Origin of the sequence: Streptomyces boncukensis (assembly GCF_011045075.1) — a bacterium.
Lineage (GTDB): Bacteria > Actinomycetota > Actinomycetes > Streptomycetales > Streptomycetaceae > Streptomyces > Streptomyces boncukensis.
The window spans coordinates 25,939-36,771 of sequence record NZ_JAAKZZ010000016.1; the positions used below are offsets into that span (position 1 = coordinate 25,939).

General features: G+C 74.0%; 8 protein-coding genes. 5 read left to right on the top strand and 3 right to left on the bottom strand.

The window, feature by feature from the left end; genetic code table 11:
• Positions 1-207: 207 nt before the first annotated feature.
• The 3 genes from G5C65_RS03105 (at position 208) to G5C65_RS03115 (ending at position 3,170) form a co-directional block, all read left to right on the top strand.
• Positions 208-1,365 carry a LacI family DNA-binding transcriptional regulator gene (locus G5C65_RS03105; protein WP_165297016.1) on the top strand — a complete coding sequence of 386 codons (1,158 nt, stop codon included), beginning with the start codon at positions 208-210 and terminating at the stop codon, positions 1,363-1,365.
• Between the two features lie 93 nt (positions 1,366-1,458).
• Entirely contained in the window at positions 1,459-2,259 is an 801-nt protein-coding gene (locus tag G5C65_RS03110) for a sugar phosphate isomerase/epimerase family protein (RefSeq protein ID WP_165297017.1), read from the top strand.
• A gap of 275 nt (positions 2,260-2,534) precedes the next feature.
• Complete coding sequence (locus G5C65_RS03115; protein WP_165297018.1) at positions 2,535-3,170, top strand: hypothetical protein; 636 nt, start codon at positions 2,535-2,537, stop codon at positions 3,168-3,170.
• Between the two features lie 58 nt (positions 3,171-3,228).
• Here G5C65_RS03115 and G5C65_RS03120 read toward each other — a convergent pair whose 3' ends face one another.
• Positions 3,229-4,635 (bottom strand): S28 family serine protease, encoded by a 1,407-nt coding sequence (locus G5C65_RS03120; protein ID WP_165297019.1) that lies wholly within the window; start codon positions 4,633-4,635, stop codon positions 3,229-3,231.
• A gap of 166 nt (positions 4,636-4,801) precedes the next feature.
• Here G5C65_RS03120 and G5C65_RS03125 point away from each other — a divergent pair, with 166 nt between their 5' ends.
• Both G5C65_RS03125 and G5C65_RS03130 read left to right on the top strand, forming a co-directional pair.
• Complete coding sequence (locus G5C65_RS03125; RefSeq protein WP_165297020.1) at positions 4,802-5,272, top strand: NUDIX domain-containing protein; 471 nt, start codon at positions 4,802-4,804, stop codon at positions 5,270-5,272.
• Between the two features lie 16 nt (positions 5,273-5,288).
• Entirely contained in the window at positions 5,289-5,540 is a 252-nt protein-coding gene (locus tag G5C65_RS03130; protein ID WP_165297021.1) for a hypothetical protein, read from the top strand.
• A gap of 85 nt (positions 5,541-5,625) precedes the next feature.
• Here G5C65_RS03130 and G5C65_RS03135 read toward each other — a convergent pair whose 3' ends face one another.
• Positions 5,626-9,417: an ABC transporter ATP-binding protein gene (locus G5C65_RS03135; RefSeq protein WP_338146217.1), complete on the bottom strand. Its 3,792-nt coding sequence runs from the start codon at positions 9,415-9,417 to the stop codon at positions 5,626-5,628.
• A gap of 121 nt (positions 9,418-9,538) precedes the next feature.
• A complete protein-coding gene (locus G5C65_RS03140) occupies positions 9,539-10,630 on the bottom strand; it encodes an esterase-like activity of phytase family protein (RefSeq protein ID WP_165297023.1) in 1,092 nt (363 codons plus the stop codon).
• Between the last annotated feature and the right edge of the window lie 203 nt (positions 10,631-10,833).

Here is a 10,833-nt window from a genome sequence, read left to right on the forward strand (position 1 = left end):
CCTAGCCCGCGCGGGCGGCCCTCTACAAGACACCCTCCGCGCGGTGCGGGGCGGGCACCACACGCCCCGGCGCGCTCCCGGAGCGCTCCCGGCGCGTCCCCGTCGGCTCCCCGGGCGCCGTCCGCGCCGCCCGTACCGGATCCGGAAGGCTCCGGAGGGTGAGAACATGTCCGGGCTCCCCCCCCCCAGACGACTACGGAGGATCGGATGGCAGTGACCCTCGCCGACGTGGCAGCGCGGGCAGGGGTCTCCGCGGCGACGGTCTCCCGCGTGCTCAGCGGCAACTATCCCGTCGCGGGCGGCACCAGGACGCGCGTCCTGCGGGCCGTCGAAGAGCTGGAGTACGTGGTCAACGGCCCCGCCAGCGCCCTGGCCGCGGCCAGTTCGGACCTGGTCGGCGTCCTGGTCCACGACATCGCCGACCCGTTCTTCGGCATCATCGCGAGCGCCGTCCAGAGCGAGATGGAGAGCGGCGGCGAGCGGGGTCCAGGGCCGGGCCGGAAACTGGCCGTCGTCTGCAACACCGGCGGCTCCCCCGAGCAGGAGCTCACCTACCTCACGCTGCTCCAGCGGCAGCGCGCCGCCGCCGTCGTGCTCACCGGCGGCGCGGTCGAGCACCCCGAGCACAGCCCCGCGATCGCCCTCCGGCTGCGCCGCCTGGCGGCGGGCGGCACCCGGGTCGTGCTGTGCGGCAGGCCACCGCTGCCGGAGCCCGGGACGGCCCCGGAGACGGCCGCGCGCCCGGCGGCGCCCGCGCGGAACCGCGCAGGCGGGGACGCGGACGAGCCGCTGACCATCGCGTTCGACAACCGGGGCGGCGCCCGGCGGCTCACCGAGCATCTGCTCGCCCTGGGCCACCGCACCATCGGGTACGTGGCGGGCCCGGCGGAGCGCACCACCACCCGGGACCGCCTGGAGGGCCACCGGCGCGCACTGCACGAGCACTCCCCCGGCCTGCTGGCCGACGCGGACCGGCTGACCGTGCACGGCGCGTACGACCGCTCGTCCGGCTACGACGGCGCCCTCGAACTGCTGCGCCGCGCCCCCGAGGTGACCGCCGTGCTCGGCGCCAACGACACCGTCGCGCTCGGCATCTGCGCCGCCCTGCGGGAGCAGGGGCTGCGCATTCCCGAGGACGTCTCCGTCGCCGGCTTCGACGACCTGCCGTTCAGCGCGGACGCGGCCCCCGCGATGACCACCGTACGGCTGCCGCTGCACCAAGCGGGCGTCCGCGCGGGACGGCTCGCCCTCGGCCGCGAGGCACCGCCTCCCGGCGGCGTGGCGACCGTGCGGGCCGAACTGACGGCACGCGCCTCCACGGCCCCGCCCCGCGCGGGCGGGACCCCTGCCGGCGGACCCGGCTGAGCAGGGTCGGCCCCTCCCGGGGCGGCATGCGCCGGGCACCCCAGGACAGAGTAGACCTTGTACCGCGAGACCCCCATCTGATCCGCTGTGCGCATGCGACTCGCCTTCTCCACCCTCGGTGCTCCCGGCCTCCCCCTCCCCGACGTGCTGCGCCTTGCGGCCGGCAGCGGCTTCCACGGCGTGGAACTGCGCGCACACCCCGAGGAGCCGGTGCACCCGGGCATCGGGCTGGCCGAGCGGGTGGACGTGGTCGAGCGGTTCAGGGACGCCGGGATCGAGATCCTGACGGTGGCCGGCTACCCGCGCGTGGCCGAGCCCGGCGCGGACGCGCCGGTGCTCTCCGAGGTACGGGCGCTGCTGGAGCTGGCACGGGACCTCGGCGCCCGCTATGTGCGCGTCTTCCCGGGCGGCGGCGAAGCGCCGACGGCGCAGAGCGACGAGGCGGCGGTACGCCGCCTCGCGCAGGCCGCCCCCATGGCGGCCGATCTGGGCGTACGCGTCCTGCTGGAGACCCACGACTCGCATCCTGCGGGTGCGGATGTCGCCCGGGTGCTGCGGGCCGTGGCCCACCCCGCCGCGGGGGCGCTCTGGGACGTCATGCATACGTGGCGCGCGGGCGAGCCCTCCGGAAAGAGCTACGCGGAACTGGCGGACCACCTCGCCTATGTGCAGGTGAAGGACATCGGCGCGGTGGACGACACCACGCCGCTGGCGCCCGGCGACGGCGTGCTGCCGCTCGCCGAGGTGGCGGCGCTCGTGGCGCCCGCCGACGTGCCGGTCGACTGGCTGTGCTGGGAGTACGAGAAGCGGTGGTACCCGGACGTACCGGAGCTGGCGGGAGAGCTGCCCCGGGTGCGCGACCACCTGACGCGCCTGCTGGCCGCCGCCGCGTAGCGCGCACACGGGCGGCGGAACCGCCCTCCGGGACAGTCCGTCCCACTCGTGTGCCGCCGGGGAGTCACCGCGGGACAGCGGCGGCGACGCGGCCGATCGCGTCGGACACCCTCTCCGCCCCGCCCGCGGCCGGCGGCATGCCGCCACCGGCGCACCCCTCCCACCGCGCCGGTGGCGGCTCACTCCTTCGACGTATGGCACCCCGGCGTACAGCGGGAGCAGTCTGGTGCTCGTCGGGCGGGGGCACGGGAACGACTGGGGGGCCGGGTCACAGCATGCGTGTCCATGCCGTGCGTGCCGCCGTGCTGGCGGCGGGCTGCGCGATGGTGCTCGCGCTCGCGGCAAACGGCTGCACCGGGCCGCCCCGCCCGGCGGACGCGGCTCCGCCCGCCGGCGCGTCCCGGGGGCCGGAGAGCGGGCCCGCAGCGGTGTTCCTGGCGCGCGACGCGTGCAGCACCGGGAACCGGCAGCGCGTCGAGGAGGTCGGCTGCGACAGCGAACGGGCGTCGGCGATCGTCCTCGCCCGGCACGAGGGCCCGCGCGAGCGGGGCCCCCGCTGCCCGGAGCGCACCGACTACGTGCTGGTCATCAGCGAACGGCGGCCGGACGCCGACGAGGACGGGGACGGCACGGTGCTCCGCGGCTACGCGTGCATGCGCTCCCTGGAGCCCCCGCACCCCGGCGACCCGGGAGGCGGCGGCGGTCCGCGCACCATCGTGGGCGACTGCGTCCGCGCGGACGGACGGCGGTCCGTGGTGCGCGAGACGCCCTGCGACGCGCGCGACGGCCGCCACGCGCCCGAGTACCGCGTGGTCCGGCAGGTGGCCCACCGGGACCGGTGCCCGCCCGGCACAGCGCTGTACGTGGATCTGGGCGGCAGCACCCCGGTGGGGTGCGCCGAGCGCGTCTGACGCCCCGGGAGGGGCGCCAGACGCGCCTGCTGGCGGCGTTCCGCGCCAGGGACGGGGACTACGGCCGCAGCGTCAGCTCACGCTTGTCGGTCCGGTCCAGCTTCTTGTTGTACGCCGTCAGCCGCTTCCCGCTCTTGTCGGGCTTCACGCCGGCCCACTTCATGAGCATGCGCGTGGCGGACTTCCGGTCGTCGGCCTGCAGCTTGGAGATGTTCGCGCCGTGGTTCGCTCCGGGCGCGGTGTACAGGGCCGAGTCCTTGCTGCCCCAGCTCAGGCGGAACGGCTCGGCGCTCCACGGGTCGTTCTCGCCGTTGACGAAGAGCATCGAGCGGGAGTGGTGGCGCACCCACCTGTCGATGTCCCGCATGGCCTTGTCGTGCCGGTTGAACTGCATGGGGATGTCGCGCGAGACGTACGTGCGCGGCACGTTCAGGCCCGGGTACTTGCGCACGTCGTCGAGGAGCGGCTCCTCGTAGTCGGGCGAACCGAGCTGGGTGCCCGCCTGGTAGTAGTACGGCGTGTAGTACTCCATGCCCTGGTCGGTGCCGGCGCTCCAGCCGCCGACCTCGTCGCCCCACTTGTAGAGGGTGTCCGTGGACGCGTTCTCACCGGGCACCGAGTCGCAGTCGTCCAGCAGGTGGTACTGCCAGTAGCCCCACACGATGTCCTGCGCCACGAGCTCGAACGCCTTGTCCACGCTGCCCGCGCGCTTGAAGGTGTAGTCGTTCTTCTCGGCCCACTTCTCAAGGCGCGGCACCATCTCGTCGCGGCGCTCGAAGATCTCGTGCTGCGCGGTGTTCAGCCGGTCGCGGCACTGCTTGGTGCCGACGTTCTCGAAGAAGTCGTAGTAGGCGGAGTCTTCCTTGTTCCGCACGTCGTTGGGCGCGACGTAGGCGACCGTGCCGTCCATGTCCCTGGGGTAGAAGCGGCGGTAGTACGTCGCCGTCATGCCGCCCTTGCTGGCGCCGGTCGAGATCCAGTTCTTGCCGTAGATCCGCTTCAGCGCCTTGAAGATGCGGTGCTGGTCGCTGGCGGCCTGCCAGATGGTGAGCTTCGACCAGTCGGCGGACTTGGGCCGGGACGGGGTGAAGAACCGGTACTCCATGGAGACCTGGTTGCCGTCCGTCATCTGGGTCGGCTCGCTCCGCCGCGGGTCGGTGCTCAGCCCGTAGCCGGAGGTGTAGAAGACGGTCGGGCGGTCCGCTCCCTTGTGCAGGATGGAGATCCGCTGCTCGAAACTGCCCCGCCACGGACGGCGGTGGTCCACGGGCTGCTTGTAGTTGAGAACGAAGAACCGGTATCCGTCGACCGGCTTCTCCTCGATGAGGCTCATGCCGGGGATCGCGAGAATGCGGTCCTTGATGTCGGTCTTCGCCGCCGGGGCGGCGCTCGCCGAAGCGGTACCGACGGTGACGGTGCCTATGAGCACCACCAGCGACAGCACCCATCTGAGCGTTCTTCGCATCGACCCTCCCTGGGTTCGCACAGATCGCAGTGAACCTATCGGCGTGACCACGTCATCGCTAGCCCCGGGTGTACGTATACGGGAACGTGATGACCGCTGAGCGGTCGCCGAACGGCCCCGCCCGTACGGTCCCGCCCCCCGCTGCTCCGGCGTTACGCTGCCCGTCATGAGTGATGCCTCCGCCCCCCTCGCCACGGGACCGCGTGAGATGGCGCTGCTGTCCTTCCACCGCGAGCCCGAGGAGTCCCTCGTCCCCTCCTACGTCCTGGTGGCCCTGTGGCACGGCGAGCGGCTGCTGATGGCGCACGTGCGGGACCGCGCGTGCTGGGAGCTGCCGGGCGGCCGTCTGGAGGCGGACGAGACGGCCCGCGCGGCGGCCGTTCGCGAGCTGCGCGAGGAGACCGGGCAGCTGGTGTGCGAGGACGAGCTCCGCTTCGTCGGCTTCACCCGTACGGCCCTCGGCCCCGGCGGGAACGTCCTGGACGGCGCGCTGTTCACCGGGCGGATCGCGCTGCCGTCCGCGTTCACGCCGAACGCGGAGATCGCCGCCATCCACTGGCGTGCGGACGGCGAGCCGCTCCCCTACGGGCGGGTGCAGACGGTGGACGACTATCTGGTCGCGCTCTGCCGCGGGTGAGGCGTACGGTCGGCGGATGCCGACGCCGCACGGCTTCACCTACGAGCGCCGCCCTGGGGGTACCTCCCCGCTCGAAGAGCTTGGGGGAGGGTCCGTCGTCGTCACGCACCACGGCCGCCGCGCGGTGATCCTGCGCGGAGCGCGCGCCGTGCGGTTCCTGGCGGAGGTCGAGGCGGACGACCCGCAGCGGGTGATGGCCCGCTGGACGGGGAACTACAAGCGCGGCAACGAGCGCACCGCGAAGGCCCACCCCCGCAACCGCCGCTGACCCGGTTCCGGGCCCCCGCGCCCCGTGCGGGACCGCGCCCGGAGGGGCGCGGTCTCCCTGCGGGGCCCTCGGGGCCAGGCGGGCGCTACGCGGGCGCCGGCTCCGTCTCGCCCGTGAAGGTGCGCCACAGCCGCGCGTACCGCCCGTCCCGCGCCAGCAGCTCCTCGTGCGTCCCGTCCTCCGCCACCCGGCCGTGGTGGAGCACCACGACGCGGTCGGCGCGCGCGGCGGTCGTCAGCCGGTGGGCGACCACCAGCGTGGTCCGCGTCCCCGCCAGGTGGTCGGTCGCCTGGTTCACGAGCGACTCGGTCGCCAGGTCGAGCGCGGCCGTCGCCTCGTCCAGCAGCAGGATGTCGGGGTCGACCAGCTCGGCGCGGGCCAGCGCGATCAGCTGCCGCTGGCCGGCGGACAGGTTCCGGCCGCGCTCGGACACCGGGTGCAGATAGCCCTCCGACAGGGACGCGATCATGTCGTGCGCCCCCACCGCGCGGGCCGCCGCCTCGACCTCGGCGTCGGTCGCGTCCATCCGCCCGTAGGCGATGGCGTCCCGCACGGTCCCCGGGAAGAGGTACGGCTCCTGGGGGACCACGCCCAGCCGGTGCCGGTACTCCGTCAGGTCGAGCTCCCGCAGGTCCGCACCGTCCACCCGGACCGCGCCTGCGGTCGGGTCGTAGAACCGGGCGACCAGTTTGACCAGGGTGGACTTGCCCGCGCCGGTCTCACCGACGAACGCGACGGTCTGCCCGGCGGGTATCTCCAGCCGGACGCCGCTGAGCGCCTGCTCGCCGCCGCCGCTCGCGGGATCGGCGGTGGCGTACTGGAAGTCGACGCTGTCGAAGGTGATCCCGCCGCGCAGCGCGGGCAGCCGCCGCGGCTCGGCGGCCTGAGGGGTGGTGGTCTCCTCGCGGAGCAGCTCCTGGATGCGCCGCAGGGAGACGGCGGCCTGCTGGTAGCCGTCGAACACCTGGGACAGCTGCTGGACGGGAGCGAAGAACAGCTCGATGTACAGCAGATAGGCCACCAGCGCACCGGCCGTCAGCGTGCCGTTCTCGATCCGCCCGGCGCCGACGACGAGCACGGCGGCGGTCGCGAGGGAGGCCAGCAGCTGCACGAACGGGAAGTAGACGGAGATGAGCCACTGTCCGCGCACCCGGGCCCGGCGGTAGCCGTCGCTGCGCCGCTCGAAGCGGTCGATGCCGCGCTCCTCGCCGCGGAACGCCTGCACCATGCGCAGCCCCGCGACGGACTCCTGGAGGTTGGCGTTGACCACGCTGACCCGCTCGCGCGCCAGCTCGTACGCCTTGACGCTCTGCCGCCGGAAGAAGACCGTGCCGACGACGAGCAGCGGCAGCGTCGCGAACACGACCAGGGCGAGCTGGACGTCGATGACGAGCAGCGCGACCAGGATGCCCAGGAAGGTGAAGGCGGAGACGACGGCGGTGACCAGTCCGGTCTGCAGGAACGTGGACAGCGCGTCCACGTCGGTCGTCATCCGGGTCATCACCGCGCCGGTCAGATGGCGCTCGTAGTAGTCGAGTCCGAGGCGCTGCAGCTGAGCGAAGATCTTCACGCGCAGCGCGTACAGCACGCGCTCGCCGGTGCGGCCGGTGAGCCGCATGGAGCCGAACTGCGCGGCCCACTGGGCGACCACCACGGCGAGCGCCAGTCCGGACGCCGTCCAGACGGCGGCCAGGGCGCCCTTGTCGACGCCGTCGTCGATGCCGTGCCGGATCAGCACGGGCAGCAGCAGCCCGAATCCGGCGTCCAGGGCCGCGAACAGCAGGGCGAGCAGCAGCGCGCCGCCGAAGCCGCGCAGCAGCCTGCGCAGCCCGTAGGCGGCCTCGCGGCGCTCCGCGCGCTCCTCGTCCACGTCGGGGACGTCGGCCGCGGGGGGCAGCGCCGCGACCCGGGCGAGGAGTTCCGGGCTGCCGGGCATCCCGGCGAGCTCGGAGGCGAAGCTGCCCGGACGCCCGCTCTGCGCCGCCGTGGTGCCGCCTGAGCCGCTCTGGGAGCCGGTGCCGTCGGTGCCGGCGGTCTCCTCGTCGGCCTTGTCGCGCGGCCACAGGCCGGGCGTGACGCCGTCGACAGCGGCGTGCGCGTCGTGGGCGGCCATACCGGCCGGGTCCCGCTCGACCTCGGCCAGCTCGTCGGGGTCGGTCAGCAGGCGGCGGTAGAGCGGGCAGCGCGCGGTCAGCTCGTCGTGCGTGCCGGTGTCCACCAGCCTGCCGCCGTCCAGGACGGCGATACGGTCGGCGAGCGCGAGCGTGGACTGCCGGTGCGCGATCAGCAGCGTGGTGCGCCCGGCCATCACGCCGCGCAGGGCCTCGTGGATCTCGTGCTCCACACGGGCGTCCACGGCGGAGGTGGCGTCGTCCAGGAGCAGCAGCCGGGGATCGGTCAGGATGGCGCGGGCGAGCGCGACGCGCTGCCGCTGTCCGCCGGAGAGGGTCAGCCCCTGTTCACCGACTGCCGTGTCGTACCCGTCCGGCAGCTCGGTGATGAAGCCGTCCGCCTGCGCGGCGCGTGCCGCCGCGCGTATCTGCTCGTCGGTGGCGTCGGGCGCGCCGTACGCGATGTTCTCCCGGATGGAGTCGGAGAACAGGAAGCTGTTCTCCGGCACCAGCCCGATCGCGGAGCGCAGCGAGCCGAGCGTCAGGTCGCGTACGTCCTGGCCGCCCACCCGGACGGCGCCGCCGGTGACGTCGTAGTAGCGCGGCAGCAGCATGGAGACGGTGGACTTGCCGCTGCCGCTGGTGCCGACCAGGGCGACGGTCTCGCCGGGCTCGATGCGCAGGCTGAAGCCGTCGAGCACCGGCTTCTGGGACGCGTAGCCGAAGGTGACGTCGTCGAACTCGACGGACGCCTCGGTGCCCGCGGGCAGCTCGCGCGCCTCGGGGCTCTCCGTCATCTGCGGCTCGGTGTCGATGAGGTCGTAGACGCGCTCCACTCCGGCGCGGGCCTGCTGGCCCACGGTGAGCATCATGGCGAGCATCCGCACCGGGCCGACGAGCTGCGCGAGATAGGTCGAGAACGCGACGAACGTGCCCAGGGTGATCTGTCCGCGGGTGGCCATCCAGCCGCCCAGCGCGAGCATGGCGACCTGTCCGAGAGAGGGCACGGTCTGCAGGGCCGGGGTGTAGCGCGCGTTGAACCGTACGGTGCGCATCCGCCCGGCGAACAGCCTGCGGCTGATGTCGCGCAGCTTGCGGGTCTCCTGCTGCTCCTGTCCGAAGCCCTTGACGACGCGTACGCCGGACACCGCGCCGTCCACCACGGAGGCCACGGCACCGGCCTGCTGCTGTGCGTACCAGGTGGCGGGGAAGAGGCGCTTGCGGCTGCGGTCGGCGATCCACCACAGCAGCGGGAAGACGGCCAGCGAGACCAGCGTCAGCAGCGGCGAGAGCGTCACCATCACGCCGAGCGCGACGAGGAACAGCAGCGCGTTGCCGATCATCATCGGCAGCATGAACAGCAGGCTCTGCACCAGCTGCAGGTCGCTGGTCCCGCGTCCGACGACCTGGCCGGTGGAGAGTTCGTCCTGGCTGCGGCCGTCCAGCCGGACGATGGAGCGGTACATCTCGGTCCGCAGGTCGTGCTGCACGTCCAGGGCGAGCCGTCCGCCGTAGTACCGGCGCACGTAGGTGAGGACGTAGATGACGACCGCGGCGGCGGCGAGCAGCCCGATCCACGTCCACAGGCCGCCCTGTCCGCCGACGACCACATCGTCGATGATCACCTTGGTGAGCAGCGGGACGAGCGCCATCACGCCCATGCCGGCGAGCGAGGCGCCCAGGGCCAGCACGGCCGCTCGCTTGTACCGCCAGCAGTAAGAAGCGAGCCGACGGGCCCACCCCGGCTTCGATTCCGTACGCCCCACGCCGTGTCCCTTCACGTCTGCCGCAAGCCTGCAACACGACGCAACGCGCGCATCCCCGCTTTTCATCCCGGGGACGCGCCGCGCTCGGGATCACCGCGCTCCGCGCGGAGCTCCGGAGGCGTCAGCGGTGCGGCAGGCGCACCTTCAGCTCGTACAGCCGGGTGACCTGCTTCGCGCTCTGGTTGTCGTCGCTCACCAGCAGCACCCTGCGGCCGACGACGGCCATCCCCTCCACGTTGTCGAGCAGCGGGTTGGCCTGGTCCCCGGGGTGCGAAGCGCCCAGGTCGGGGCAGTCGCCGAGGTCGGCCAGCAGCCGCTTGCCGACCGGACGGCCCACCGTCCGGTCCGTCAGCCGCCGCACGTCCCGTACGTCGTGGGCGCGGCGCGGGTCGGCGAGGTAGAGCCGGATGGTGTTGCCCTTCCCCGGCTCGTACCCCCGCTCCAGCACCAGCAGCCGTCCGTCCCGCGTGGCGGCGGTCTCGGCGGCTCCGAGACCCGGGTCGGCCGGGTAGCCCCACTGGGCGCTCAGGGCGCCGTTCCGCCAGCTCTGGAAGCGCAGCAGGGGGCGCCCCCGCGCGTCCGTCCCGTCGCCCTCCAGCGGGCCCTCCATGGCGGCTACGAGGGTCCGCCGGCCCGGTCCTGCGGCGGTGAGCCCTTCGAAGGTCTGGTTGTGCCGCGCGCGGCCCTCGGGAGCGACGCGCAGCATGCGCGGCACGGGCAGGCGGCCGGTGAGGGTGCCGTCGCGGGCGTAGCGGCGGATGGAGGGCTCGGTCTCGGAGGACACCAGGCGGCTGCCGTCGCGGCGGTCGACGACGAGCCCCTCGGAGTCCAGCGGGGCGCCGTTCTCGTCGGCCAGGGGCACCACGCCGGCCGTGCGGGGGCTCAGCGTCCCGCCGTGGCGGCGGATGTCGAGCGAGAAGAGCGCCGAGCGGTCGGACAGCGCCGCGATCCGCCCGTCGGTGTCCTGGGCGAGCGCGGAGAGTCCGGCGACGGGCACGCCGCCGTAGGTGGTCTTGTCCAGCGCGTCGGAGTAGCCGCGCACGGAGACGTGCGGCGAGCAGGCGTGCCGCTGGGCGGCCGCGGCGGCCTCCGGGGCGGCGGCCCCGGAGGCCGTGCCCGTCAGCGCGGCCAGCGCTGCGGTGGCGAGTGCGGCGGCCAGCGTGCGGCGTGTACGCGACCGCACGGGCTTCCCCTCCGGCGTGGGCTTCGGCATCGGACCAGTCCTCCCCTGGCGCAACCGGCGTGCGCCACGGGCACGTTAGACAGGTGCGCAGCCGGGCCGCCAGCGTGGCGGGCCCCGGTCGGCCGCTGGTCACAGGGCCGCCGCCGCGTGCTCGTCTGCCGTTTCCGGAACGGTCACCGCGGCGCACGCCCCGGCCGCGCGGCCGGGGCGTGGCGGTGGGCGGGGCAGTGGGC

Excerpts from the sequence above, each read along its gene's own strand:
- G5C65_RS03105 (WP_165297016.1), top strand. The coding sequence starts at position 208 with ATGGCAGTGACCCTCGCCGACGTGGCAGCGCGGGCAGGGGTCTCCGCG.
- G5C65_RS03110 (WP_165297017.1), top strand. The coding sequence starts at position 1,459 with ATGCGACTCGCCTTCTCCACCCTCGGTGCTCCCGGCCTCCCCCTCCCC.
- G5C65_RS03115 (WP_165297018.1), top strand. The coding sequence starts at position 2,535 with ATGCGTGTCCATGCCGTGCGTGCCGCCGTGCTGGCGGCGGGCTGCGCG.
- G5C65_RS03120 (WP_165297019.1), bottom strand. The coding sequence starts at position 4,635 with ATGCGAAGAACGCTCAGATGGGTGCTGTCGCTGGTGGTGCTCATAGGC.
- G5C65_RS03125 (WP_165297020.1), top strand. The coding sequence starts at position 4,802 with ATGAGTGATGCCTCCGCCCCCCTCGCCACGGGACCGCGTGAGATGGCG.
- G5C65_RS03130 (WP_165297021.1), top strand. The coding sequence starts at position 5,289 with ATGCCGACGCCGCACGGCTTCACCTACGAGCGCCGCCCTGGGGGTACC.
- G5C65_RS03140 (WP_165297023.1), bottom strand. The coding sequence starts at position 10,630 with ATGCCGAAGCCCACGCCGGAGGGGAAGCCCGTGCGGTCGCGTACACGC.